A 24,774-nucleotide genomic window follows, 5' to 3' on the forward strand; every position below is an offset into this window, starting at 1 on the left:
CCCTCCCTTGGATTCGTCTAAGGAAGGGGGATTTTTTTTTTACGACAGCGCGGTCGGGATGGACCGTGCCGGGACAGGCTCCACGCCCTGACGACCCCAGACCATTTGGTCCACGGCCTGCCGGAGTGCGGCGTCCTTGATCTGAGCCAAGAACTCTTGGCGGCTGATCTGGTTGGCTTCCAGAATGTCGAGGAACAGGTTGTAGTCACCTGAGCCAAGCTCTTGCATCACCTGAACCCAAGTCTCTTGACCGACCTTTGCGTCCGAAGGGTGGAACCCATAGGAGTCGTGGATCGGGTTAAAGCCCTTCAATTCCGGCAACCGCTTCATGGTCTCCCTGAGGGACCAAGCGTCATTCTGGTGAGTCATGAGGGCAGCAAGCCCACGACCAGCAAGTTTGAACTCGTCAGTCTGGACCCCAAGCGGCACCACCCTGCCTGTAGGCAATTTGGTCTCAGCCGCAATGAAGACCGGGTTCTGGTTGAACTCATACCGCAGCATCATCCCGTCCTTGGTAGGGACGTTGACACCCATCTCACCGCGACCTTTAGCAATCTCAGAGACCACCGAAGCGAACTTCAGATAGTTACGGATTGCCGGATAGCGGACATTCATGTCGCGGATCAGTTCGTCATTCATCCTGACGTAAAGGTCCATCTCATAGGCATAGGCCATAGCCTCACGCGCATCAGCGAAAGCCTTTCGACTCGACTGGAAACCAGCGTTGTCGCCCTTCGCCGTCTGAAGGACCCACTTACCGTTGACCTCAGCCACACGCTTACGGACTCGCTCGGTCTTCTTGACGTTCCCTTCAATGTCGTATTTTGGCACGACAAACATAGCGCCTTGTTCGGACTTGAGGTCCGCTACAGTTTGCTCAGGAATGTTAATCAGACCATCACCGTCGATACCGATGATGGGAGCGTCCCCAGCCAGCTTCGTGAAGACATCGCGGAAGGATTCCTCACGGGAGTTGAACTCAGCCGCATAGAGATAGGTCCCGATGGCCTTTTTGAAGAGCTTTCTCAACTCAGTATCCGGCAAACCGACTGCTGCCAATTCGGGGATGCGTTCTGCAATCGCTTTCGCAGGTTGCAGGTAGATGTCAGCACCTTGGATCGAGTCCGGGTCCCCCTCGAATCCCTCCCGAGGCAGTAGCCCGGTGGCTCGGAGGACACTGCTCTCAGCCATCGTCATGCCAGCAATCTGGTAGGCGTTGTTCGAGGCGTCGAGTTGGACAATGAAGTCAGTCGTGTAGTTCTCAGCCAGATCGGCTTGAACGTCAGGGTCCTGAAGCAGTTGGGCGTTGGTTAGCTTCGCTTTACCCTTATGACGGGCGCGGGCGAAGTCGATCATTGCCTTAACCTCATGGGCAGCGTTCAGGACTTGGAAGAAACCTTCCCCGTTCTTTACCAGCTTCCCAACTTCAGTCTGATTACCGTTCCGGTCCTTCATTGTCAGTCGGCCAAAGGGGTCCTCTGCGAACTTGATCAGACCGTCAGCCACACCCGGTTGGAATAGAGCGTTACGCCGCTCAGCCGGGGACTTCTTATCGAAGCCCAGCAAGTTCCCGATACCGTGGAAGACGAACTTGAGACCATCAGCCCCACCCACAGGATGCTTCTCAGGGGTGCGGAGAATACCTTTCATAAGGTCCCCCGCCTGAGAATGGGCCAAACCGTTCCGCGAGTAGATGCGCAGGTTTGCGCCCGCAATCCACTCCTGACGGATCAGATTGGAGGTTCGGCTATCCTTGTCACCCAGTTGGAACAGTAGCTGAGCCACAGTCCTCATGGTCGTATCGTCTGCCCGCCCGAACTTGTCCTTACCGATCAGGACAGAACCAATGGTCCCGACCTTCTTATCACCAGTCCCCTCAAGCCCTTCTTCGATCTGCCGAAGCATGTTCGAGTTTACTGCCATATGGGACGACCGGAGTCGGTTCAGGGTGTCCAGAATAGGCCGGAAGGAGTCATCAATCCTCTCAGCGGGAATGTCCTTAATGGCCCTGAAGGCACCCTCGGTCAGATTACCGGGAGCATACATGGTATCCGGGTAATCCTGATTGACCATGTTCTCAGCCTGTCGGACGGCCTTCGCAACTTCGATATTCTCAATCAGTTGCGGGTCCTTGAAGTTGATCTGGACGACCTCAAGGCGCCTGCCCTCAGGGTCCTTCACATAGGAGCCATCATACCGGAGACTGTTCGAGCCGCTTGGGCTGAAGCGTTCAAGACGACCCTCAGCTTCCATGTTAGACAACGCATCGTTGACGATACGAGCCGCTTCCAACGGGGGCAGGCCAAAGCTCTTGGCGAATTGGTCCACCAGTTGGTTGACTGTCACCCGATCAGAGGCGAAGTCATAGAGCATCTTCTCTACCCGGCCCTCAGTCGTCGGAGGAAGGGCTGCGATGTATTCTGCCAGATTCTGAGATTCACCCTCAGCCAGTGCCAAGGCGTAATTGATTTGATCAATCCGATCCTGAACACGATCTTTCAGGCGTTTACGCGCCCGACTGCTGACAGGCTTTGCAACCTCCTTTGGACTGGGTTCAACGGAGACCGGAAGTTGAGGCTCGGTGGCCTCCACGACTTTAGTGACCTCAGTCTTAACCTCGACATCTTCTTTAGGAGCCGGGTTCTTGAGTTTTGCTAGAGCGCGGTCTTCCGTTGTCTGCGGAGGACTTTGGCCAACGTCAGGCTGTTGATTGTCATTCGCAGCGGACGGCTTGGCTCCTTTCTTCACACGCTTTGAGACAGCTTCGAGCGTCTTCTCGAACTTCTCTTCTTTCTCGACCTGCTCCTGATCAACCTGCCGTTCGATGGCATAGTCGTTCCCAATCGCTGCCAGAGGCGTAAACTTGTTCCGCCAGAACTCAACCATGACCGGGTTTTGGAAGATTTGAGGCAAGACCTCATTCATCATCCTGAACCGATCAGCACGGGTCATATTGGCCTGATCCAAGTCGGACCTAAGGGCATAGAGACCTTGGTATTGCTCAGAGGGGATGGTCCCTTCGGCCTTTTCAATCTCAGCCGTTAGGTTGGCTACGATCCTCTCGCCCTCACGGGCTTTGAACTTCCTGCGGTCTCCGATGGGTCGGTTGTCGGTCGCTTGGAACTTCTTGAGGACATCCTCAGGGTTCTTGGTTGGGTTGAAGTTGGGTCGATGGTCTGGGTTCACCCTCTGCCGGATCAACTCCTGAATGGCATAGGTTTCATCCTCCTTGGTCGAGAACGAACGGATGTCTTCTCGGAAACGCTGGGGAGCGTCAGCCGGGATCACACCCTCTTTAGCCAGCGCCTCCATTACCTGAAGGGTCGTATCAGGCCCAGCGCCCGTGGCCTGCTGCCAGCGGAGGTAGGGTTCCATATACGGAACGCCTTCTGGGACCTTATCATCTGCAAAGATTTGCTCGGTCGCCTTGCTGTTCATCGAAAGACGCTGAGCGTTTACGTCAACCTGTGCCTGCTGTGCGGCCTGTTGCTGGACGGCTTGGGTCTGCTGAGCTTGAGCAACCGTAGGGGCAGCTTGTGCCATCTTGGCCTGCTTAGCAGCGGCTGCGGCCTGTTCTTTGGACTGATCCAAGGCAAACTTACGGGCGGCGGCTTCTGCCTTCTGCTGAGCCTTGAAATCCTGCAAGGAGTCGAAGGCGGTTTTACCTTCAATCTCGGTTGGCAGTCGTCCGGCCCTATCTACGGAGTCCACAAAACGCTTCACCCGAGAGCGGTTATTTGTCTTCCGGTCAATTGCCCGTGCGATGCGGTTGACCATCCAAGCACTACCAATTCCGCCCAACCCAGCACCCACCCCAGACAAACTTACCCCAGCCGTAAGGGCCGCATAGGCGCCGAGCTTCAGAGAGTTACGCTTGTCCGTGATGTCAAAGTTTCGGGTGAACTGGCTAAGACCACCCATGTCGCGGGTCCCGTTCAGGGTGAAATCCTGAATGGTGTTTGCCTGCTTCGCCAGAGAGGCTAGTCGCTTTACGTCTGGCTCATTTGGGAAGTATTGTTCCAGCTTGGATACGAAGGTCGTCGGTGTAGGGGAACCTTGGTGGCCCAGAGTCCGCATCACAGCGTCAACTGCGGCCTTACCTTCCCGATTGCCCGTGGCAGCGGCTAGTGAGCGGAGGCTAGTGGCGATGGTGCTGGCTTCAGCCCTCACCTCACGAAGAGCGGCGTTTGCCGCGCCTTTAGCGGTCCCCTCGCCCACATCATCTACGTTCCCGAGGACATCCATATTCTGGTCCGAGGCTTGCCAGAGCCTATCTGCGGCCCTCACCTCGTCTTCAGAGAAATCACGGTTATCGTATCGGATTTTGTCAGAGACGGCACCTACGGCATTGCCTACGCCATCCTTGACGGCGGTTGCACCAGCCACGGTGGCGTCGAACATACCAGCCGAGCCTGCACCAGCGATTGCCTCAGCACCTGCTTGACGGAGGTCAATGTCGAGACCCTTATCGGTCCCAGCGGTCTCACCCGTCTGTTGGATAATGGACTGACCACCCTCAGTGACGCCCTCAATCAGCATACGGCGTAGGATGCCCTCAGAGCCGGGAGCAAGAGCGTTCAACGCGCCCGATGCACCAGCCGTTGCGAAGGCATATGACCAATCTTCGGAGTTGGGCTTCTCGCGGCCATTATTCCGAGCGCGTTCAATGGCAGTCGGCCCGAGGATTTGCATACCCTCGAACAACGCTGGCCCAGCGAAAGCACCTACAGCAGCGCCCACACCAGCACCACCAATAGCGCCGGGGCCTGTGATAGCAGAGGAGGCACCACCTACAGCAGCGCCAACACCAGCACCTGCGGCCCGAGAGGCCAAAGACCCACCCCACTGACCCAACTGCTCAACGGCAGCGCGGGGCAAATAAGATAGGTCATAGAAAGTGCCGCCCTCGTTATAGAGGCCCGTCATTGCACTTTCGTAATTCTCAGGCTGATCTGTAATCCCCCGCAGTGCGCCACCAGCGGACTCCATCCCAAGAGCTTCGAGAGTGATCCCGATATTCTCAAGAGGTTGATCCAGACCAGAGGACAAAGCACCGAGGAAGCTCGTATCTGCTTCAGGGGCTTCAGTGACGCTGGCTTGTCTCGCCTTCAACTTAGCTTGCGCTTCGGCCAAAGCCTGAGCTTTTTGTTCTTCCAGCGTCACTTAAAGTCTCCTTAATTCATTGGGTCATTCCCAGAGTTTGCGCTGTTCAGGGGTCATCACCTCCCATAGTGCAGGGTCCACACCTTCAGGCACTTCCGACGAGAGAGCGCCCTTGTCGGTCTTACCCTTGGTGATCGACGTGAAATCCGCGTTTGGGGTATGACGGGGGATGTCGATGAAACCTGCACCGGGGATATTCCGATACATGTCATACTGGTCGTGCATCTGTCCGTAACGGCGGGCCATGCCCTCATACCGTGTGGTCAGCAACTCAGTGGCAACTTGCGGATTAGAGAAGATACCTTGAGCGTCACCACCTAGAGCGGACAGAACGCGGAGGGCATCTGCTTCGGTCATAACACCGGGGCCAACGACCTCAGTCCTTGCTTGTCCGATCAGCCCTTGGATGTCCCCTTGAGCGGCACGGCGAAGGATTTCTTCCTCAGATAGACCAACAGTTCCTGAGAGGGTCTTCAGGTTGATCTTCAGGTCTTCAACGAAGCCGTCCACACCGTAGTCCATCGACTGGATCGTCGGGAGGATACGCTCAATGGTCCTCATACCCGTCTGAAGCTCTTGGACCTCAGCCTGAGCTTTAGCGACCATGTTTCCAGTCACAAGTTTATCACCAGCGGCGGTTGAGTTGTTCAATGGGACAACACCCGGCATAGCCTTGAAGGAGCCGTCAGCTTGGACTTGACCATACATCCCCGTATTAGGGTCAAAGGCCACGCCACCGATGATTTCACCTGTGGTCGGGTCCATTGCGGAGCCTACACGTTGATAGCCCCCTCCCCCGGCTTTCCGCGCCTCTGCGGCTGCTCCCAAGCGCCGTTCCTGCATCAGCCAATCGAAGCCACGGTCTTCTTCCCGGCGTTCGCCCTCACGCTCTTCTCCGCGAAGACCCATGAGGTTGTTGGCCGCGCCTGCGAAGCCATCGTTCCAGTTGGTCCCTGAGAGCAGTCCTGCTCCAATCGCCAAGAGGCGGTCTTGTCGCTGCTCCTTGGTCATGTCCGGCATGAGCCAAGCCAAGAAGCCTTTTTCCTTCTCGGTCATATCGTCTTCGTTGAGTGCGCCTCGGGTAGAAGCATGGACAGGACCAGAGCCACCACCAAAGTCGCCAAAGCCCGGTGGCATGGAAGGCTCGGTGAAGGCTCCAAAGCCCAGTGCATCACTCTCAGCCTTCCGTATCCCCCACTCGGCCCGTTGGGCTACGATTTCAGGAGGGAGTGGACTACCGTCGAGGGTCTGGACATCGAACAGATCATCATAGACACCCATTCCCGGCCCCTCACCCCCACCTTTTGAGGACTTGGTGATGCTTCCACCGCCAGTAATACTAGCGATGTAGTTCCGCGTTTCTTCGGGAAGACTGTTAGGGTCTCCGCTCCATTTGTCGGCGTTTCCAGCACCCCAGTTGTAAGCAGCCAAGGCTCGGGGAACATCACCGTTGTAGCGGTTAAGCATGGTCGAGAGATATTCCGCGCCGAACCGTAACTGGTCCGTAGGGTCTTCGACATTTGTTAGGGGAGTAATCCCAAAGCCGGGGTCGCGGGCGGTATCTGGCATAACCTGAGTCAGACCATAGGCACCCTTAGGGCTGGTCACGTTAGGTCGCCAACCGCTTTCTTGAGTGATCAGAGCAGCGAAGAGGTTCGGGTCAATGCCATACTTCTGCGCCATCTGGGCGGCAGTTTGACGGTAATCCATGAGTGGTTTTCCTTAACCGAAGGGAGACCAACCCAAGCCACCGAGCGTTGCGGCACCGCCGAGAAGGGTCTGGAAGGGGCTGGCTTGCTGGTAAGTCTTGGTCTGATAGCCGTTAGAGCCGTAGTTCCCACCAATCGCCGCCATATATTGGCTGATCATATCCATATCGAGGCCCGCTGCTTGGAGCTTACCTTGGATTTCCGCTTGATCCTGACCTTGGATAATCCCTGCTGCATTAAGCGCATCAGAGAGACCCTGAGCGCCCATTGAGACACCACCACTTGCGAGATTGTAACCAGTGAGGGCTGAATTACCCAGTTCAGAGTTGATACCAGCCATTCGGTCGAAGGTGTTCTGCTCAATCCCCATAGCCCGGTCGAGTCCAGCCTGATAAGCGTCACCGCGCATGTTTGCAGAAATGCTGGCCGAGCGATCCATAGCGTCATCCAAGGCCAGTGCCTCAAGTGCGCCTGTGCGGGTCGAGTTCATGTTACCAGTGCCAACAGCACCGGAGTTGATCCCGGCAACCTCACGCTGGAAGCCTTTGTTCACGTCACCGATGGCGGCGTCGATCTGAGCTTGGAGGTTAGGGTCATTCCCGAAGGCGGCGGCGTTATCTAGGATACTTTGGGTGGGGTTTGCGCCCGCTTTCCCGTAAAGGTTCTGAAGATTGCCGAGATACTGGCTCATACCTCCGAGAGCTTGTGTCCCGGCACCGATGGCCGCACTTGATACCGAGCCTGCTGTCCCGGTCCCGTGGTTTTGGATTTGGGAAATCAGCGCGAGTTGGTCAGGGGTCAGGTTGGCAGTGAGGTCCCCGAGGTCCCCCAATTGCTGTAGTCCACTTGAGAGAGCGCCCGAAGCCGCGTCAAAACCTTCGATAAGGTATTCTTGCTGCGGTTTCCAAGGATTAGACTCGAATGGCTCCTTGACTGTTTTGGTTTTGCTAGAGAAGAGGCTACCCATAGCGTTTTCCTTTGGATAGGTCCAAGGGAGGGTAGAGGTAAAACTCAGCCCATTCCCCGGAAGGCATGAGCCTTTTGTGGTGAAATACTCCCCCAGTCATCTTGATGAACTTGAGTAGCTTGGTGTCGTGAAAGGGGGCGTGAAAGGCGTAGACAGGACTTCTCGACCGGAGAGAGATTTGCGCGAGTGCGTCCCGAAAGCGTTTCAACACCCCCTTAGTCCACGGCACATGGACATCCGCATGTAGGATCAATCCGAACCACACAAATTCACCAGTGATTGAGAACTCAGAGTTCTGAACCAAAGGTGTAACTATCATGGGGTTGATGCTGCGTGTGTCTGTAGCTCCTTGATGGCTTCAACCGCTTTGGACAGCACTTGACTAATCCTGCGTAGCTCTAACTCAAGGTGGCGGCGATCCGTCCCCTCCATTTTGGGACTTGGGGACGGAACATAATTTTCAGGGATGTGGACGGGAGTGAATGGCATTATCTCCCCGCAATCTTCTGAATGTCGGCGTCAAAGCCATTGATTTCCCCAAACGACCCAGCCGGAAACTCGAACCTCACTGAGAAGTATCGGTCGTTAATCCTTGAGTCGTATTTTGAGTCTACATACCCGGTGATTGTCTTCATCCGGCCCCAGTCAGTAATTCCAGCCGGGACGTTTGTCTTCCCGACCGAAACCCGAAGTGAGTATTCCTCGTCGCCAAGAGAATATTGGATGACCAACCGCCTCAGCAGCTTCCTACCCAATAGGTCTGGCGCAATCTCGTCTAGGTCGCAGAAAATCCGTTCGCAGTAAGCATCCCAAAGGACCTCAGGGACAACCTCTGTCGAATGGAGACCACCAGACCCAGAGTCTAGGAAATATGGCTGCGGACTTACCGGAGCGTCCCCACTACGGCCCCTAGAGCAGAGAACCAATCCCTCAGGTGCTACCCCAGAGACCGAGGACCATGCACTAACGGTGCTGCCCCAGCTACCTTCGATGGCTTCCCAATCAAGGATTTCGGAGAGGGATACCTCAGTCCATCCTACGAGACCGGGTAGGTCCACAAAGGTCCATGTGAGGTCCTTGTAATTGTAGACCGCGGCCTTGTTGCAGGACTGACAGTCAACAGCCGACCATTTGTTGTCATCCCCCTTACTGGGATAGCAGAAGGCAATCTCGTTATTCACCCGGTCATGGTAGACGAAGCATTTATAGGCAAGCTCTTGATCAATGTCCGAGAAGATGCGTTTGGCCACCTTTTTCGTCACAATCGACTGCTTACTGACTCCATCGTGCATATAGATGTCAGTCCGCCCGAAGACGTAATGGACGTTATCCACATATACGGCGCAGTTCTGCGCGATGGCCCCTTGGTCCTCGAAGAGCTTCTGAACTTGGAAGACAAAGGGAGCGCCTATGAAGTCCATACGGAAGGTCTGGTTATTACCGTAGAGGATGAAGGTATCGCCCAGCGCGAGACCATCTACTAGATGGCCCCTAAGGTCGTTCAGGACGGTCTCACCAGCGAGGGAGCTTGGATCAAGCACATCCCAATCATCAGGAGGGAGGCCATACTGGGCAGCATCGGACCACTTAATCATCCCGTGATAGTCGATACCTCCTTTGGATACGTTCAACGCAACTAGGAAGTCTTTATACGACCTGAGGGCCTGACAACGATCTGACGGGTCCCATCCTGTTAGCTTCTTGAACGCACCTTCACCGGGGTCTTTCCGGTAGTAAGGAACATCAGCAACTCGGTTGATATAGGTTAGGCCCCCTAGGGTAGTGGTGGTCATCTGAACATCAGTGACGCCGGAGGCGCCTACTGGTGTCACATCCATAGACGCACCGTTGGTGATCTGAGAAATCGTCCCATCGGTGAATACAGTGACCAGATAGCCCTCATGGTTGGCCCCTCCCTTAAGAACCCCGACCGGAGTTTTCGCGTAAGTATTGGCCGAGGAAACTTTTTTGAATACGGAGTAGCGGCTTACGGTCTTGTTGGAGAACCGGATGTTTCGGGCATCAGTCCAAGCATGGATTGGGAGGTCCTGAGGGCTTTGATCGGTGATGACACCAATTTCGCCCACCCCTCGGATCGGAAAGACGGGCATAGGTGATCCTTAGATTTCTTCGGTTACAGAACCGTGGCGGAACTTCTGATGGGCCTTAGTCATTGAGACGTTCTGAGTTAGAGTTTCATGATGTAGGCAAGGGCAAAGTATGGCGGGCGGATGTCCACCGAGGCTGCACCAGCACTGGCTGTGCTTCCGGTCAGGGTATGCGTATGTTCCCCTGTGTCCGTGGTGGTGATTGTGTGGCTATGAGCACCAGCGGTGCCAGTATCCCCAGAACCCGCCCGTGCTGAGGCGGTGTAGTTTTCACCCGAGGCAAGATTGTTCCTATTACTAGTCGGTGCACCGCTGTGCACGTGGTTGCCATCAGTCGAGGTCGTCCCAGTATGGGTGTGACCACCGCCGACTGCCGTCAGGGTGCCTGAGCCGTGACTGTGGGCAGGGACTTCGGTAATGGCGTTAGCGCCACCTGTATCCCCCACGGAATAAGACCCACCAGCGCCTACGATAAAGCGATTCCTGAGGTCAGGTGTGCCATTGGTGCCGTCACATAGCGCCCACCCTGCTGGAATAGCAGCGATAGGGCCGGACCACATTACGATCATCCCGGTGTCAACCAAAGCCTTACCGGAGGTGCCCCCACCCGCCAACAAATTTAGCTCAGCAGAGGTAGCTTGGAGTCCAGCCAGCTTACTCAACTCAGCAGCGGTCGTCGGGAGACCTGTGAGCTTGTTTAGATCAGCGGCAGTAGCAGTCACTGCGCCACTTACATTGGGAAAAGTATTCTTCAGAACCGACTTGAGAAGGCGGATATGGTTGTCGCCCTCTGACATGGCGTCAGTCGATAGTGGGTAAGCGGTATTGAGGCCGCTCAGAAAGGATGCTGTCTCAACAGGCACTGGGTCCCCTAAGGATTACTCAGGGGACGCTTAGGCCCCCTTAGGTGGTCGCCTCAGCCGGGAGATAGTCCCCAGAGGCTACTTTGGATTCGATCCATTGTTCGAGGTCAAATTGACCCAGATCGTGTTGGCCGAAGATGGCCTTGAGTTCTTCGTCGGTGTTGCCCCCGGTCTCCCAGAGGCGGGTCTCATGAGCCAAGTGGTCGATCACGAAGCGTTCTCGCTGTGTCGAGGTGGGGTCATAAGGGGTCCCAAGGAGATGATGGCTCAGGAGGTCTTTAAGTTCTGGAATGACATCAGCCATTGGGTTTCTTTCCTACCTATCAGGTCGTTTACGGTTACAGCCTTAGGAGTTCAGGTCTCTCACTGCTCCACCAATCTTTAATAACAATAATAATAACAATAAAGGCCCCGGCTTTTTGAAGTCGATTTTTGCAACCCCCACCCCCTTCGGAAAGCCTTTGAAAACCGGGGGTCATCTAATGTCCAATCAGTTGACCTGCCTAAGATTATCCTTAGTTATCAATGACTTAACCATCATGCTGCTGGTGTTGTGCTTATATTGTGCTGGGATGCTGTCACCGTAGACGGACTGACAAGGGGCAGCGTGACGCGCTGTGGCCATAATGGACGGAAAGCAACGGGGCAATCCCAACGTCCAAACCCTGCAATCGCTTTTGAGAGGCGCAAACCATGATTTATATTCTCGACCAGAATGGAATGGTCATTTTCCTTGGGAAACCTAAAGGCCGCAAAGGCTAGGCTTCTGATCCTACCTATCAGGCCGTTTACGGTGACGCATTGGCCCTAGCCTTAATTGGCTGGGGCTTTCTCAATTCATCCCAAGGGGAAACCCAAGTCATGCCTATGCACGAAGCTAAAATCATCCTGCCGAAATTCGACAATCAAGGCAAAGCCATTGATCATCTGCATCCGCTGATCGCTGAGTCAATCCTTGCCAACTTTGGCGGCTACTCTGTCCAAGACATTTGCGGAGTCTGGAAAGACCCAGATTCTGGCCGAGTCTATCAAGACAAGTCTTCTGCCTATGTGATCGCTGCTGATTGGTCTGGAATGAACCCGGTTAAACTTCGCTGGATTGCCCGCCGTGCTGCTGTGCTGCTGTCCCAAGAGTGCATCTATATGGCCTTGCCTTCCGGTGTTGAGTTTATCGGACAAGAGGCTGTGCAACCTGCAATCGCCGCCTAAGAAACTTTCTTGCCTCAGTCCTTAATGGGCTGGGGCTTTTCCTTTGGATTATCCAACGCAAACCCTGTGCCGCTTTGTGGGCATATTGAACAAAACCCCCAAGAGAGAGACAACCAAAATGAACGCTATGAATCCCGCTGACGCAATCGCCCAAGACATCATCAACGCTGGCATGGCTGAGGCTGTGGCCGATCTATTCCCAAACGCTGAAGAGGCAAGCCCGAAGAAGGCCAGCAAGGCCAAGCCTGCAAAGCCTGCCAAAGCCAACGCTGCAATTGCCAAGGAAAAGGCCGAGGCCGCTAAAGCCATCCAATTCAAGGCTGCATCGGGTGAAGTCTATGACCTCGCCGCTGGGGCTGATCCTAAGGCCCTAAAGTCGGCTGCTGCTGACGCTGCAAAAGCCCTTGGCGCCATTGGCAAGAAAGACGCTGACCTGCTGAGCCATTATCTGGCCCTTGGCAAGTTCCAGTCTTCTGCCGCCCCTCTGTTCAAATCTTCCAAGCTGTATGGCCAGTTTCTGGCTAAGGAATTGCCCGCAAGCCAAGACCTTGACGCTGCACTGAGGTCCAATTCCAAGTGGCTTTGGGAAGCCTTGAACAAACCCGGCGCTGAAGGTGGTGACTTGCTTGTCGTCCTGAACGTCAACCGGATTGAAGACTATAAGTCGAAGAATCCCACGGTGATCAAACGGGACTACAAGGCTGCAAAGGCTGAAGCCGAGAAGCTGGCCGCTGCTGAAGAGATGGGCCTGAGTGTCGAAGAGGCTGAGGCTCAAGCCCAAGCTGAGAAAGAGGCCGAGGCTGAAAAGCTGAAAGCCCTTGTCTTGGAGTTTGCAAAGGCTGTGGCCAATAAGAAAGACAAGGCCGAGGCTGAGGCTGACATCCGTGATGCTCTGCTGCATGGCCTATTCGGTAAGAAGAAAGAAGCCTTTGAGTTCATGCAAAGCGTGATGCCCTAAGGCCACCTGAGCCAATCCCTAGACTGCCCTAAGTGGTGGTCTAGGGTTTTTTATCCATTGCCCGCACCAATTGGGCCGAACAATCGCAAACCCTAGGTTAATAACCTAAGTTATCTCTTTAGGTATAAACTTTGGAGGGCTGGGGCAGGTCTTCTGCCTATCAGTCCGTTTACGGTTACAGCCTTCCCAAGTTTGCACCTATCGCCGCGCCTCAAGGCGACTACTCCCTAGCTCTGGCTCACGCTGGACTAGGGTTTTTTATTCACAGGAGAGGCCCTGAGAGGCCCAAGCCTGCAACCCATACCTTACCCACACGACAACGCGACATGATGCCCTGAGGGGCTGCTGTGGCGCCTTATGGGCATAATGGACAACCAAGGAGGTCAAGCAATTGAGCCTGACCTTTGGACTCAATCCAACGGAGAACCTGAGCAATGCAAACCGAACAACGCTATTTCCGCGCCAAGGTAAGAAACCAAGGGGCGTTGGGCCGCTTCTATCGCCGTGACTTTTGCCTGACGGTGGAGGTCCAAGGAAGCCATGACAAGCTGATAGCCGAGGCAATCCAAGGGATTACAGCCAAGGGTTACGAGGTCCAAAACATCCTGAGCCATTCAGCCAAGAAGGATTGCCTGTAATGCCCGCGCAAATCCAATTCAGCCTGAGGGGTTATAGCTTTTGGCAGGACACCGAAAAGGACGGCTGGAATGTCACTGAGGCCAATTCAAGCCAACCCCCGAATTGCGCTTATGCCACGCCTCAAGCCATTGCCGAATTGAAAGGCATACCGAAACACCTGATCCCGCGTCCTTGGAATATCCTAGGGCCTGCATTGGACCAAATCCAAGGGAGAGAGAATTGACCCTCTTTATCCTGTCGGTCCAAGAGACCTACGAAAAACACCTAGAAGAGAGGCGGGCTTATGGCTTTGCGCCTCTTTCCCGCGAGACTTGGCAAATGTGGCGCACCCACGATCTGCAAAGGCTGAAACACCTGAATATCGAAAGGATGAAAGAATGACTATCATCGTTCTGAATTGCGCACTCAACCCTGTGGACGAATTGAAGTTGAAACACTGCACCTCCGATCCCACCAAAGTCCTTCTGCATGTCGCGGAACATGCGGGAAACAATGAGGCAGGCTTCTTCCTGACTCAAGCCACCGCAACCGAATTGCGGGACAATCTTGATCAAATCCTTGCCAAAATGGAGCAAGCCAATGCTTGACAATCGCACCGCCCAAATTGCCGCCCTGAATGACAAGCTGAGAACGACCTTCTTTAACGGTGGCCGCACCATGATCACCCGGTCAGTCGCAAGTCTTGACGAAGACACGCGCCAGAAGGTCCTCCGGGCTGTCCAAACCTTCGACAACTTCAACGAGGACAACAACCCATATGGGGAAAGGGACTTCGTGAGTGTTGAGGTTGATGGTGAGAGATACTTCGCCAAGATCGACTACTACGGAATGACTTTTGACGAGGGCAGCGAAGACCCTGCGAACCCTGAGGTCACGACTCGAATCATGACCATCATGCACTCAAGCGACTACTGAAATGGTCGCCTGAAGGGTCAATTGTGACCCCACGTCAGACTGAAAAAATCGTCCAGAGAATCAGACGCTTGGCCCAAAGAGGTCAGACTCTGGAAACAAACCTCCGCGCCTGAAGGGATTATCCATGCGTCAGCAACTGCTCGAAGAAAAAATCAAACGCATCAACAAGATCGCTAAGGAGGCTCTGACCAAGCCAGATGGGGCCAGAGTCGATGCCCTTATGCAAATCCTGAAGCTGGCCGATAGGGAGTCACCCATCCCCGGCTGGTCGCAGCACTGAACAAACCTAAGCCCCTGACTTTTCGGGGGCTTTTTTGTGTCTTGGACAAAATCCAAAGGAGAGGCTATGTCAGAATCAAGGCAACCGTTTGATGAAGTAGGCTTCATCATGGAAGTGGAAAGCGAAGGTTTTGATGCTCAGAACGACAAACACATCGCAGGCGTTCAGGAGATGATCAGGACCAAGCTGATCTGGCAACTACAGGGTTCATGGCAGCGACTCGCCACGGCCTTAATCAACGCCGGGCTTGTCAAGCCCTAGATACAACCCAGACGGTCTTGCAAACCCCTCTCGCGCATCTGTATTCGATTGCACAGTGATGACGAGGGAGGGGAGTCCCGTTATGCTACGCCTTGAAAGGTTTTTCGATTCTATATTGGAAAACGGTGGGATTTTAGATTTAGATGGCCTGAATGAAGCCATGAGGCTGAAGCAAGTCCTCAGTGATTTAAGGCTTGAATACGGCCCCCAAAAGATAGGGAACTTATATGCTGTCAGAGAAAAGAAAGGAGCGCAACCGGGGCAATCTTGGGACCCGCCTGAAGGAATCTCGGATTGCTGCGGGATTTACCCAGAAGGCTTTAGCGGAAGCTGTGGGCCTTGAATACTATACCATGATCAGCCAAATGGAATTAGGCTATATTTCAATACCTGCGGCGCTTTGGATACCATTGGCCGACACCCTCCGATTAAATGTGGGGGAATGGGCTTTAACGTGCCTGAAGGAATACCAGCCTGAAGTTTATTCCGCTTTATTCTCGCGTGAGAATATAAGTGATGCGGCCTTAATTCTAAATCTACTCCGTCAAGGGCAATTGGACGAAGTAATTAAGGCTCACTCCAATTAAATAAAACCCCCTGTGCCAATTACCTTGGATTTAATCCAAGAGTGCTTTGCTAGTATGGGCCTACTAAACTAGAACTGACACAATATGTCACCGTAAACGGACTGACAAGGAGATGAATCCGTGAACCTTTTCAAGAAGCCGGGATCACCCTTCTGGTGGGGGTCTTATACCGTCGATGGGAAGCAACACCGCTTCTCGACCAAGAGACCCTTCAGCGACAAGACGGGGGCCATGAAGGTCCTCGCCCAAGAATACAACCGACACCAAAACGAAGCACAATTCGGGCAGAAGCCTCAAATCAGCCTCCAAGCCGCAATGGATCGGGTGGTCGCCTCAGTCGATGGGAAGACCCAAGAGAGCTACAAGACAAGCCGGGATCGCTGGCTTGGGCAGGGTGCTTTCAACGTCAAGGGTCATTGGAGCTTGGACCCTGCCATGCCCTTATCGAAGCTGAACCAACACCACCTAGAGGATCATCTGGTGGCGCGGTCGCAGGAGGGTCTGAAGGCCAATTCCATCATCGTTGAGGTCCGCTTCATCCAGAGGGTCTGCAACATGCTGGCCCCACGGTTCGAGGTCAATCGGGACCTAATCTTCAACAAGCCCAAGCCCTTCGCAAAGACCCGATACTTGAGCGATGAAGAGGTCCAAGCTGTGATGAATAGCCTACGCGACAAGGCGCCTTCCCCGGCCTACGTAAAGGCGCTGGACCTGATGATCTTCCTCCTGAACACCGGGGTCCGACTTCATGAGGCTACGGCGCTTGAGTGGTCCGCTATCAGCTTCCCAAGGAAGACGATTGAGGTCTACAGGGACAAGACGGACATCCTGTCTCTGATCCCTATGTCGCGGGCAACTGAGGAAGTGCTTCAGCGCCTCCACAATCAGCCCCGGCCCTTTGAAAACATGTCGAGAGCTATCCGCATCCTTCGGACGGCTATCGACACCCACTGCAACACCAACGCAACTATCGTGCGGCAGAGGGGAAAGGCCACGATCCACACCCTTAGGGACACCTATGCCACTCGTTTGGATATGGCAGGAGTGAGCCTAGGGAAGATCGCAAAGCTGCTTGGTCATACTTCGATCAAGATGGCTTCCAAGTATGCTCAAACGGAGTCCAGAGACGCCGTGGCGGCAGCATTGGCCGTGCTGGATGCACAACCCAAAGTGGCCTAGCACAATATTATCACCGTATGTAAAGTCCATACAGGAGGCAGTGTCTAAAAGAGTGCTAAAGCGTTGAATTTTCAGGGATATTTGGTGCCCCCAGACGGTCTCGAACCGCCGACCCCCTGATTACAAATCAGGTGCTCTACCAGCTGAGCTATAGAGGCATGCGGGCTAAATAGCGGGCTTAGGGGGGCTTGTGCAAGAGGGGCGTTGCGACTTCGGCACGAAGTTTGGCTCAGCGCCCTTCGCCTTTGGCCACCACCGCCACGGCAACCAGCCCAACGGCCATCACCAAAAGCGCCGCCGGTGCCGCTTCAGACAGCCGCTCAAGCGAGGCCAACTCAAAAACCCGCGTTGCTAAGGTATTGTAGTTAAAGGGCCTTAGCAGCAAGGTCGCCGGCAATTCCTTAACGCAATCCACGAAAACCACCAAAAGCGCCACCAGAACAGACCGGCGCATCAGTGGCATATAGACCGCGCGCAAAGCCCCTCCGGCGCTGCGCCCCAAGGTCCGCGCTGCCAACGGCAATGAGGGCGAAACGCGACCAAAAGCCCCATCGACCGCGCCTTGGGCAATGCCGAAGAACCGCACCATATAGGCCAGCCCCAAGGCGAATCCGGTGCCGGTGATCATCAGCCCCGGATCAAAGCCCGTCAGCGCCAGCACGGCATCCGCCAGCCGGTGATCCAAAGCCGCCAGCGGGAACAAAAGCCCAACCGCCAGCACCGCGCCGGGCGTGGCATAGCCCAGCATGGTCACCGGCAGCACCCATTTCGCCAAGCCTCGCCCAGCCAAACGCACGCCGTAGACCAGGAAAATCGCCGCCGCGACGGTGGCAAAAGCCGCCCCACCCGCCACCGCCAAGGTATTGCCAAGCGCCTTCAAAAGCCCCGGCGCCAGCCACTGAGCCGGAGCCGCCGCCGCATGCCAAAGCATCACCGCAACCGGCAAGACAAAGCCCGCCATCACGGGCGCAAGGCAAGCCGCCAGCGCCAAAGCCGCCCGGCCGCCGCGCAAGGCATGCCGCTCGACCGGGCGATGCGCCCGTGCTCCGGCATGGAACCGCGCCCCGCGCCGCGATACCCTCTCCAGCGCCACCAAGACCAAGATCAGCGCCAAAACCACGCCGGAAAGCTGCGCCGCACCACCAGCATTGCCGCCATCCAGCCAAGTGGTGAAGATCCCCGTGGTCAGCGTTTGCACGCCAAAATGATGCACCGTGCCGTAGTCGGCCACCGTCTCCATCAGGGCCAAGGCGACCCCAGCGGCAATCGCGGGGCGCGCCAACGGCAGACCGACCCTGCGAAACACGCCCCAAGGCCCCTGCCCCAAAGCCCGCGCCACCTCATAGGTCGCCCCCGATTGCTCGGCAAAAGCCGCGCGCGCTAGGATATAGACATAGGGATAAAGCGCCGCCGAGAGCACCAAAGTCGCCCCCCAAAGCGAGCGCGTCTGCGGAAACCAATAGTCCCGCGCCGAGGCCCAGCCAAACCAAGACCGCAAGGACGATTGCAAAGGCCCTGCATAATCAAGCACATCGACCAAAGCATAAGCGCCGACATAGGCCGGGATCGCCAAGGGAAAGGCCAAGGCCATCGACACTGCCCGTCGCCCAGGAAACTCATAGACCGAGACGATCCACGCCGCCCCCGCTCCAATGCTCGCCGTCAGCACAGCGACACCCAGCATCAAAAGCACCGTCGTGCGCAGGTAACGCGGCAAGACGGTCTGCATCAGATGCGGCCAAATGTTTTCGGTCGGATGCAAGGCGATCCAAAGCACCGAGATCACCGGCGCCAAAACCAAAGCCGCAATCAACAGTGCGCCCAAGCTCCAGCCATCCAAAGGCAACCGCCACAAGGGGCGAGCTGCGACAGGCTGGGGCAGAGGTGAGGGATCGCTTGGCATCTTGCCCCATGCCTAGGCCGGAACGCCCGCCGCCGCAACCTCTCCTCCCGCCGCGCTCATTTTCTGTCGCTAAATATCCCGGGGGCCCGGGGGCTGGCCCCCGGCCGCCGCCAGCAAAGCCAAAGCCACGCGCCCGGAAAGGAAACCTATTTAACTGCCAAAGCTCTGCCCCTATAATCGCCCCCTAAAGAACGACCGGGCAGCACGACATTCATGCGCATCGTCTATCACCTCGGAGCCCATTGCACGGATGAAGAGCGGCTCGTGCGCTGCCTTTTGAAAAACCGCGCCACTCTGGCCGATCAGGGCATCTTGGTGCCCGCCCCCACGCGCTACCGCAAATTGCTGCGCGACACCGCCGTGCAGCTCAAAGGCGCCGCCGCCACCGTCGAGACGCAATCGATGGTGCTTGAGCAGATCATGGATGAAGACAGCGCCGAGCGGCTGATCCTGTCTTGGGACAGCTTTCTGTCCTTCCCGCAATGGGTGCTGCGCGGCACGATCTATGGCTTTGCCGGTGAGCGGATCCGCGCCTTCACCCAGATCTTCCCACAGATCGAGGCGGAGTTCCACCTCGCCATCCGCAACCCCGCCACCTTCCTGCCCGCGCTTTTCGACAAGCAAAAGGCCAAGACCCATGCCGAGTTCATGGAAGGCTGCGATCCCCTTAGCCTGCGCTGGTCCACCGTGGTGGCACAGATTGTCCAGCAAAACCCCGGGGTGCCGCTGACGATCTGGGCCGATGAAGACACGCCGCTGATCTGGCCCGAGGTTCTCGCCGCGGTCTCAGGCCATGCCCCCGGCACCAAACTTGACGACACCGATGAGCTGTTGGCCCTGATCATCTCTGCCGACGGCCTGTCACGGATGCGCAATTACATTGCCAAGCATCCGCCGGAAACCCCGGCCCAACAGCGCCGCATCACCTTGGCTTTCTTGGATAAATTCGCCCGGCCCGATCGGGTCGAAATGGCCTTTTCGATGCCCGATTGGACGGCCGATATGGTCGCTGCGATGACTGAGACCTATCTCGACGATATCGCTCAGATCCGTGCGATGCCGGGCGTGACCTTCCTAAGCGCTTGAGGCCGTGACAGAAGGCTGGGGGCATTCTGCCCCCAGACCCCCTGAGGATATTTAGAGACAGAAAATGAGCAGGGTTCTGCTGCTATTGTCTGCCTATGCGGGCCTGTCTGGGCTGCTTTGCGGCAAAGAAAAAGAGCCGACCCGGAGGCGGCTCTTTCAAAAGACCCTCAAGGGGCTCGCGCCTCAGCTCATGCCAAGAGCGGCCTTATAGAGCTCGAGAACAGCCTCTTCTTCGGCAATCTCATCGGGCTTGCGCTTGCGCAGCGCCACAACTTTGCGCAGAACTTTGGTGTCATAGCCGCGGCCTTTGGCCTCGGCCATCAGCTCTTTTTGCTGTTCGGCCACATCCTTTTTCTCGGATTCAAGCTGTTCAAACCGCTCGATGAACTGGCGCAGCTCATCCGCGGTGACATTATAGGGATCATTCGCGTCGGCCATAGCGTCCTTCCGGGAAATCTGGGATCTGCAAGCTTGCGTGATAGCCTGCCGAGGATGGGCTGTTCAACCCCCGCAGTGGGGCCCCCACAGGATGAGACGCGCCGAAATGGCGATCCTCCGCTGCTTTGCCGCAAGGCCAAGCGCCGGTCTTGGGTCTTGCGCCGCCACGCAGCTCGGGCTAGCGACGGCAGAGAGTTTCGGCACAGCGAAAGGAATACCGATGCAGGCTTTGGTCTGGGCAGGCGCAATCGTCTCGCTTTGTGGCGTCTTTGGGCTGTTTTACTGCGTGATGCGCGCCCTGCGGCTGCGCCGGGCAGAGCTGAGCGATGAGGCGATGCACGCCGGATTGCAACGGGTTGTCTTGATCAACATGGCCGCGCTTGGCGTCTCGGCCTTGGGGTTGATGATGGTCGTGATGGGGATTTTCCTGAGCTAACGCTTTGTGAAGTCAGCTCAATCTTGATCGAGATCGGCCAGCTTAATCCCTTCGGCGATCAACCGATCCAGCAGAGCATTCGGGGCCCAAAGTGCCGCGGCTTCTGAACCGGGCGGTGCCGCTTCCACCCATTTCCGCAGATCGCGGCGCAGCACCATCAGACCGCGCTGCCCTGCCTCATGCATCGGCCCGCCGCGCCAGCGCGGAAAGCCAAAACCCAAAACCATCACCAAATCGATGTCCGAGGGGCGCAGCGCCACGCCTTCCTCGAGAAGGCGCATCCCCTCTTGCGCCATCGCGCCGAGCCAGCGGCGCAGGATCTCTTCTTGCGGCATCGCCCGCATCTGCGGCGGCGCGAGATCGGCCAAATCCGGCACAGCATGACCAAACCGGTCCAGAGCCGCTGCGATCGCGCGGGGCGGCACGCCCATCACTTGCAGTTCTTGCAATGCGCGCCGCCCGGCCTGCGCCACCCGCCGCCCGGCCATAGGCAGAGCACCTTCGATGACCGCGACCAGCCCAAGCCGCCGCAAAAGCTGCACCGCCAAGGCCAAATCGGCCGCCTTAAGCTGCGGTGGCACCGCCAACTCCGCCACCCGCATCGAGGGCGCAAGGCTCAGCCCCAGCGCGCCCTCGCCGCCGCCGCTGACGAGATGCGGCACTTGTGGCAGCCAACGGCTGAGCCGCTCGAAATCCTCACCCGCCGCGGCATGGATCACCATCTCGACACCGTCCAAGATATCGGCCGCATTGGCAAGCCGCAGCCGCGCCGTCTGGGCCTCATACTGCGCCTGCGACAAGCGCCCCGCGCGCTGCTCGCCTGCCTGCCAATCGGCCAGCCATTGCGCATTGGCCGCGCGCGCTGCGGCATCGGGCAAAAGCCAATGCACCTCAAGCCCCAGCGTCAAAGCCATTGCGGCAAGCGGTGCCATCTGCGGCCCGGCACCTGAAAGTCCTAAGCAAGTCAATACCTTGGGGCGGATCTCCGCCACCGCTGGCGGCAAGGCTGCAGCCCGACGTTCCGCCAAAGCGAGGGCCACCAAAGCCTGTGCCTCTGCACCAGTTTCCAGATCCTGTCGCGTCACCGCCTCAAGCGCGAGGCCGCTTTCAAAGGGCAGCACCAAGGCCGCCTCCAGACAATCGATCAGCCGCTCTGGCGCGAGCATTGGGCTGCGCTGCACCTCGGCGCGGGCCGCCGAAAGGGCGGCTTGATTGGCGGCGAAATCCAAAAGCCCCTCATTGCGCGCCCGCACCGGGCGCGGAGCTCCCAGCGTCAGGGCAAAGCGCGCGGCGCTTTCCAAAAGCGCCGCATCGTCGCCCTCGAGCAAGGCATCAATCAGCTTGGCCTCCAGCCCCTCTTCGGCCGCCAAAGCCCGGGCCGAGAGCAAAAGCGCCAAGGTCTGAGCCATGCCGATCAGACGCGGCAGGCGTTGCGTGGCGCCCCCTTGCGGCACAAGTCCAAGGCCGATTTCGGGGAAACTAAACCGCAGATCGGCCCGCGCCACCCGGCCATGCGCCGCCAGGGCCAGATCCGCCGCCGGGCCGCTGACAATGCCTTTCAATGCCACAACCACCGGCAGCGGGAGATCCTCAATCACTTGGCAAAGCTTGGCCAGAGCAAGCCCAGCCTCGCGCGGCTCCAACCCGGTTGAGATCGAAAAGTGCCGACCTTCGGCCCCGAGAACCACCGCGCGCGCGCCCCGCGCCTCGGCGCTTGCGAAGGCTGCAAGCAAAGCCGTCTGCAAAGCGCCGGTCAGCGCATTGCTCGGCGGCTGCGCGATGGTGATTTGCAGCACCCCATCTTCGCGCAAAAAACTGCGGACCGCTGCCCCGCCTGTCACCATAACTTGCCCCCGTGGCGGCGCCGACTGCCCGACCTGCCGCGTCCCATCGCTTTGGCAGTTAAGGACAAAGCACCCCAGATTGGCAAGCATTTGCCGTGAAAGCGTCGCTTCCGGCGATGCCTATGCCGGCTGCGCGGGCGCAGTCAGCCCCGGCAACGCCCGGCGCAACGCCTCCATTTCCGCCAAAAGCTGCGCAAGTCTGGCCGAGCGCGCCTGATCTGCCGCAGCCCTAGAAACATTGGTCATCACAAACACCTTCTTTAGCAAGTGGCCTGAGCCGTAACATGCCCTTGCCAAAAGCCGCCTTGCGCCAGATCAAACCGGATGCGGGGCTTTCGTCTGCCGTAGCCGCGCGTTATCTTTAAGATCGAAAACCGGCAACGCCGCCCCAACAACCGCCTCAGACGCAAGGACCGCACTGCATGGACATCCGCCAGCTTACCGAGGACTACGCCGTCTCGCCGCAAATCCAGCCCGAGGATCTGGCCGAGTTGAAGGCTGCAGGCTTCACCACCGTGATCGACAATCGCCCCGATGCCGAAATCCCCGACGCGTTGCAAACCGCCGCGATGCGCGCTGCAGCCGAGGCACTGGGGCTTCGCTTTGTCGCCAATCCGGTCATCGGTGGCGCGCTGACGATGGCCAATGTCGAGGCGCAAGAGGCCGCCATTGCCGCCTCAGCAGGTCCGGTCTTCGCCTATTGCGCCAGCGGCAACCGCAGCTCGGTGGTCTGGGCGCTGGCGAATGCCGGCAAACGCCCGACCGATGAGCTGATCGGCCTTCCGGCGCGTTTCGGTTACAACCTCGAGCATCTGCGCGCCACTTTGGATGCAGCCAGCAACAGCTAAAGCGACCCAACAAAGACGCTTACCTCGCGAAGGCAAGCGGCAAGGCTGGCAACACACTAAATGCCCATCAGGGGGCCTGTTCGGCCCCTTGTCTGCCCCACCAACGCGCCCCTAAGCCATCCGCCTTTGGCCTTGCGCGGCGCGCCGCAGTCGCTATGGCCCCCTTTCGCTAGCCTGTCGCCCGCAAGCCGCCATCGGCCTCTGGGTCCAAGGCAAAACCCGGGAAATCAGCACCCGCATCCATAACTGCCGGATCCGTGACCAGCCCAAGGCCTGCGCCGTCCAGATCCGCCATTCCTGCAAAAGCTGCCATCTGACCCATTCCCAAGCCCTCGGTCAGCTCTGATCCAACGCCCAATGCCATGCCATCAACGCCAGCTTCAGGCAGCCCCACCGCAGAGGTCTGCGCCGTTGCCACAGGCGTTCGACCAGCCGCCCCCTCCGCCTCCTCCAGTCGCAACGCCCGCATGCCACGGTTCTGCCCCAACCGCGCCCGCGCCAATCGCCGCCCGTCGATCGTCTCAAGCTGGATCCGGTCCAGTGCGGCGTCAGGCAAGGACAAAACCTCATCCACTTGCAGCGCCATCACCTGCTGCAAGGGTAGCGTCATGCGGCCAATCACGCCTTGCAATTGGCAGGCCACGCTTTGCACCGCATCGGCCAAATCGAGTGGCAGATCCGCCGCAGCGGCCCCCGAAGGCAGCGGTCCCGCCCGGCCCAGAGGATGTGAAAATCGCCCCTCAGCCGGCAGCGCCAAGATCAGCTCCCCTTGCCGCGCGCCATCGGCAAAACTGATCTGCGCGACCATCACCCGATAGGGGTGATCTTCGAGCAAAAGCCCCAAGGGCCGCGCATCTTCAAGGAAAGAGGCATAACGAAAACCGCCGGTCCATATCAGGTCAGGCTGCCCTTCCATAAGCACTTCAAGCTCTTGCAAGGCGCGATCCAAGGTGCCCGCCACCATCGCCGCATCCGTCCGCGTCGGGCGGCGCGGCAAAGCCGGCTGGGTCGAGACCCTTCCGGTGGTTTGCATCTCAATCAGCGCCGCCATCAGCTGGGATGAGAGCATCATCACCCCCAGCCCCGCCTTCGGCCCATCCAGCATCGCCAAAAGCGCGCGCTCTGGCGGCAGTTCCAGCAGCTCTGCCAGCGACTGCCGCAACAGCCGCAGCCCCGTCACTTCAACCAAAAGCCCCGTGCAATCGCGCGCCGCGCGGGCAAAGGCCAGACGCCAATTCGGATCCACCCCCGGCCCGGCCCGCCTCGTCGGCCCTTCGGCCAATTTGGCCTGCGCTACCTTGCGCTGGAGGATGCCATTCATCACCGGTTACCCCCTAACAAAAGCCCTGATCGTCTGGGCCGCACTCAGAGTTATGCCAAC

General features: G+C 57.4%; 22 protein-coding genes and 1 tRNA gene. 12 read left to right on the forward strand and 11 right to left on the reverse strand.

The features are described 5' to 3' along the window. Window positions 1-39 precede the first annotated feature (39 nt). The 5 genes from Q9295_RS10180 to Q9295_RS10200 all read right to left on the reverse strand — a co-directional run bounded on the left by Q9295_RS10180 (window position 40) and on the right by Q9295_RS10200 (window position 11,114). A complete protein-coding gene (locus Q9295_RS10180; protein WP_306680456.1) occupies window positions 40-5,163 on the reverse strand; it encodes a hypothetical protein in 5,124 nt (1,707 codons plus the stop codon). Between the two features lie 24 nt (window positions 5,164-5,187). Continuing rightward, window positions 5,188-6,873, reverse strand: coding sequence for a lytic transglycosylase domain-containing protein (locus Q9295_RS10185; protein WP_306680457.1), 1,686 nt, complete (start codon window positions 6,871-6,873; stop codon window positions 5,188-5,190). Window positions 6,874-6,885: 12 nt separating this feature from the next. Continuing rightward, entirely contained in the window at window positions 6,886-7,839 is a 954-nt protein-coding gene (locus Q9295_RS10190) for a hypothetical protein (RefSeq protein ID WP_306680459.1), read from the reverse strand. A 488-nt stretch (window positions 7,840-8,327) separates the two neighbouring features. Next, complete coding sequence (locus tag Q9295_RS10195) at window positions 8,328-9,950, reverse strand: hypothetical protein (protein WP_306680460.1); 1,623 nt, start codon at window positions 9,948-9,950, stop codon at window positions 8,328-8,330. A gap of 900 nt (window positions 9,951-10,850) precedes the next feature. Then, window positions 10,851-11,114 (reverse strand): hypothetical protein, encoded by a 264-nt coding sequence (locus Q9295_RS10200; RefSeq protein WP_306680461.1) that lies wholly within the window; start codon window positions 11,112-11,114, stop codon window positions 10,851-10,853. A gap of 557 nt (window positions 11,115-11,671) precedes the next feature. Here Q9295_RS10200 and Q9295_RS10205 point away from each other — a divergent pair. From Q9295_RS10205 to Q9295_RS10245, 9 genes are all read left to right on the forward strand, one after another. Continuing rightward, window positions 11,672-12,019: a hypothetical protein gene (locus tag Q9295_RS10205; protein ID WP_306680462.1), complete on the forward strand. Its 348-nt coding sequence runs from the start codon at window positions 11,672-11,674 to the stop codon at window positions 12,017-12,019. A 118-nt stretch (window positions 12,020-12,137) separates the two neighbouring features. Then, the gene (locus tag Q9295_RS10210; RefSeq protein WP_306680463.1) at window positions 12,138-12,977 is read left to right on the forward strand and encodes a hypothetical protein; all 840 of its coding nucleotides are present in this window, start codon (window positions 12,138-12,140) and stop codon (window positions 12,975-12,977) included. Between the two features lie 434 nt (window positions 12,978-13,411). Then, window positions 13,412-13,615, forward strand: a complete 204-nt coding sequence (locus Q9295_RS10215; RefSeq protein WP_306680464.1) for a hypothetical protein — start codon at window positions 13,412-13,414, stop codon at window positions 13,613-13,615. Window positions 13,616-13,993: 378 nt separating this feature from the next. After that, a complete protein-coding gene (locus Q9295_RS10220) occupies window positions 13,994-14,203 on the forward strand; it encodes a hypothetical protein (protein WP_306680465.1) in 210 nt (69 codons plus the stop codon). Next, window positions 14,196-14,531, forward strand: a complete 336-nt coding sequence (locus Q9295_RS10225) for a DUF3768 domain-containing protein (protein WP_306680466.1) — start codon at window positions 14,196-14,198, stop codon at window positions 14,529-14,531. Before Q9295_RS10220 ends, Q9295_RS10225 begins: the two co-directional genes overlap by 8 nt. Window positions 14,532-14,655: 124 nt before the next feature. After that, complete coding sequence (locus Q9295_RS10230) at window positions 14,656-14,811, forward strand: hypothetical protein (protein WP_306680467.1); 156 nt, start codon at window positions 14,656-14,658, stop codon at window positions 14,809-14,811. A 66-nt stretch (window positions 14,812-14,877) separates the two neighbouring features. Then, window positions 14,878-15,072 carry a DUF7417 domain-containing protein gene (locus tag Q9295_RS10235; RefSeq protein ID WP_306680468.1) on the forward strand — a complete coding sequence of 65 codons (195 nt, stop codon included), beginning with the start codon at window positions 14,878-14,880 and terminating at the stop codon, window positions 15,070-15,072. 227 nt (window positions 15,073-15,299) lie between these two features. Further along, the gene (locus Q9295_RS10240; protein WP_306680469.1) at window positions 15,300-15,659 is read left to right on the forward strand and encodes a helix-turn-helix domain-containing protein; all 360 of its coding nucleotides are present in this window, start codon (window positions 15,300-15,302) and stop codon (window positions 15,657-15,659) included. A gap of 120 nt (window positions 15,660-15,779) precedes the next feature. Further along, complete coding sequence (locus Q9295_RS10245; RefSeq protein ID WP_306680470.1) at window positions 15,780-16,838, forward strand: tyrosine-type recombinase/integrase; 1,059 nt, start codon at window positions 15,780-15,782, stop codon at window positions 16,836-16,838. 82 nt (window positions 16,839-16,920) lie between these two features. Here the strand turns inward: Q9295_RS10245 and Q9295_RS10250 are convergent. Both Q9295_RS10250 and Q9295_RS10255 read right to left on the reverse strand, forming a co-directional pair. Then, window positions 16,921-16,996: transfer RNA gene (locus Q9295_RS10250), tRNA-Thr, on the reverse strand. Window positions 16,997-17,067: 71 nt separating this feature from the next. After that, the gene (locus Q9295_RS10255) at window positions 17,068-18,741 is read right to left on the reverse strand and encodes an ABC transporter permease (protein ID WP_306680471.1); all 1,674 of its coding nucleotides are present in this window, start codon (window positions 18,739-18,741) and stop codon (window positions 17,068-17,070) included. 213 nt (window positions 18,742-18,954) lie between these two features. On the opposite strand from Q9295_RS10255, the gene Q9295_RS10260 reads away from it, so the two are divergent. Beyond that, the gene (locus tag Q9295_RS10260; RefSeq protein ID WP_306680472.1) at window positions 18,955-19,827 is read left to right on the forward strand and encodes a hypothetical protein; all 873 of its coding nucleotides are present in this window, start codon (window positions 18,955-18,957) and stop codon (window positions 19,825-19,827) included. Between the two features lie 183 nt (window positions 19,828-20,010). Here Q9295_RS10260 and Q9295_RS10265 read toward each other — a convergent pair whose 3' ends face one another. Beyond that, a complete protein-coding gene (locus tag Q9295_RS10265) occupies window positions 20,011-20,265 on the reverse strand; it encodes a DUF2312 domain-containing protein (protein ID WP_306680473.1) in 255 nt (84 codons plus the stop codon). Between the two features lie 220 nt (window positions 20,266-20,485). Between Q9295_RS10265 and Q9295_RS10270 the strand changes: the two genes are divergently transcribed. Continuing rightward, window positions 20,486-20,701: a hypothetical protein gene (locus Q9295_RS10270; protein ID WP_306680474.1), complete on the forward strand. Its 216-nt coding sequence runs from the start codon at window positions 20,486-20,488 to the stop codon at window positions 20,699-20,701. A 17-nt stretch (window positions 20,702-20,718) separates the two neighbouring features. Here the strand turns inward: Q9295_RS10270 and Q9295_RS10275 are convergent, their stop codons facing one another. Next, window positions 20,719-22,545 carry an enoyl-CoA hydratase/isomerase family protein gene (locus Q9295_RS10275; RefSeq protein ID WP_306680475.1) on the reverse strand — a complete coding sequence of 609 codons (1,827 nt, stop codon included), beginning with the start codon at window positions 22,543-22,545 and terminating at the stop codon, window positions 20,719-20,721. A gap of 120 nt (window positions 22,546-22,665) precedes the next feature. Further along, window positions 22,666-22,791 (reverse strand): hypothetical protein, encoded by a 126-nt coding sequence (locus Q9295_RS10280; protein ID WP_306680476.1) that lies wholly within the window; start codon window positions 22,789-22,791, stop codon window positions 22,666-22,668. A 176-nt stretch (window positions 22,792-22,967) separates the two neighbouring features. On the opposite strand from Q9295_RS10280, the gene Q9295_RS10285 reads away from it, so the two are divergent. After that, a complete protein-coding gene (locus Q9295_RS10285; protein WP_306680477.1) occupies window positions 22,968-23,393 on the forward strand; it encodes a protein tyrosine phosphatase family protein in 426 nt (141 codons plus the stop codon). Between the two features lie 169 nt (window positions 23,394-23,562). On the opposite strand, the gene Q9295_RS10290 is transcribed toward Q9295_RS10285, so the two are convergent. Next, the gene (locus tag Q9295_RS10290; protein WP_306680478.1) at window positions 23,563-24,714 is read right to left on the reverse strand and encodes a FliM/FliN family flagellar motor C-terminal domain-containing protein; all 1,152 of its coding nucleotides are present in this window, start codon (window positions 24,712-24,714) and stop codon (window positions 23,563-23,565) included. Window positions 24,715-24,774 lie beyond the last annotated feature (60 nt).

The sequence above is a fragment of the Pseudogemmobacter lacusdianii genome, from assembly GCF_030848395.1.
GTDB lineage: Bacteria > Pseudomonadota > Alphaproteobacteria > Rhodobacterales > Rhodobacteraceae > Pseudogemmobacter > Pseudogemmobacter lacusdianii.

Excerpts from the sequence above, each read along its gene's own strand:
- Q9295_RS10185 (WP_306680457.1), bottom strand. The coding sequence starts at position 6,873 with ATGGATTACCGTCAAACTGCCGCCCAGATGGCGCAGAAGTATGGCATT.
- Q9295_RS10190 (WP_306680459.1), bottom strand. The coding sequence starts at position 7,839 with ATGGGTAGCCTCTTCTCTAGCAAAACCAAAACAGTCAAGGAGCCATTC.
- Q9295_RS10195 (WP_306680460.1), bottom strand. The coding sequence starts at position 9,950 with ATGCCCGTCTTTCCGATCCGAGGGGTGGGCGAAATTGGTGTCATCACC.
- Q9295_RS10200 (WP_306680461.1), bottom strand. The coding sequence starts at position 11,114 with ATGGCTGATGTCATTCCAGAACTTAAAGACCTCCTGAGCCATCATCTC.
- Q9295_RS10205 (WP_306680462.1), top strand. The coding sequence starts at position 11,672 with ATGCCTATGCACGAAGCTAAAATCATCCTGCCGAAATTCGACAATCAA.
- Q9295_RS10210 (WP_306680463.1), top strand. The coding sequence starts at position 12,138 with ATGAACGCTATGAATCCCGCTGACGCAATCGCCCAAGACATCATCAAC.
- Q9295_RS10215 (WP_306680464.1), top strand. The coding sequence starts at position 13,412 with ATGCAAACCGAACAACGCTATTTCCGCGCCAAGGTAAGAAACCAAGGG.
- Q9295_RS10220 (WP_306680465.1), top strand. The coding sequence starts at position 13,994 with ATGACTATCATCGTTCTGAATTGCGCACTCAACCCTGTGGACGAATTG.
- Q9295_RS10225 (WP_306680466.1), top strand. The coding sequence starts at position 14,196 with ATGCTTGACAATCGCACCGCCCAAATTGCCGCCCTGAATGACAAGCTG.
- Q9295_RS10230 (WP_306680467.1), top strand. The coding sequence starts at position 14,656 with ATGCGTCAGCAACTGCTCGAAGAAAAAATCAAACGCATCAACAAGATC.
- Q9295_RS10235 (WP_306680468.1), top strand. The coding sequence starts at position 14,878 with ATGTCAGAATCAAGGCAACCGTTTGATGAAGTAGGCTTCATCATGGAA.
- Q9295_RS10240 (WP_306680469.1), top strand. The coding sequence starts at position 15,300 with ATGCTGTCAGAGAAAAGAAAGGAGCGCAACCGGGGCAATCTTGGGACC.
- Q9295_RS10255 (WP_306680471.1), bottom strand. The coding sequence starts at position 18,741 with ATGCCAAGCGATCCCTCACCTCTGCCCCAGCCTGTCGCAGCTCGCCCC.
- Q9295_RS10260 (WP_306680472.1), top strand. The coding sequence starts at position 18,955 with ATGCGCATCGTCTATCACCTCGGAGCCCATTGCACGGATGAAGAGCGG.
- Q9295_RS10265 (WP_306680473.1), bottom strand. The coding sequence starts at position 20,265 with ATGGCCGACGCGAATGATCCCTATAATGTCACCGCGGATGAGCTGCGC.
- Q9295_RS10270 (WP_306680474.1), top strand. The coding sequence starts at position 20,486 with ATGCAGGCTTTGGTCTGGGCAGGCGCAATCGTCTCGCTTTGTGGCGTC.
- Q9295_RS10275 (WP_306680475.1), bottom strand. The coding sequence starts at position 22,545 with ATGGTGACAGGCGGGGCAGCGGTCCGCAGTTTTTTGCGCGAAGATGGG.
- Q9295_RS10280 (WP_306680476.1), bottom strand. The coding sequence starts at position 22,791 with ATGACCAATGTTTCTAGGGCTGCGGCAGATCAGGCGCGCTCGGCCAGA.
- Q9295_RS10285 (WP_306680477.1), top strand. The coding sequence starts at position 22,968 with ATGGACATCCGCCAGCTTACCGAGGACTACGCCGTCTCGCCGCAAATC.
- Q9295_RS10290 (WP_306680478.1), bottom strand. The coding sequence starts at position 24,714 with ATGAATGGCATCCTCCAGCGCAAGGTAGCGCAGGCCAAATTGGCCGAA.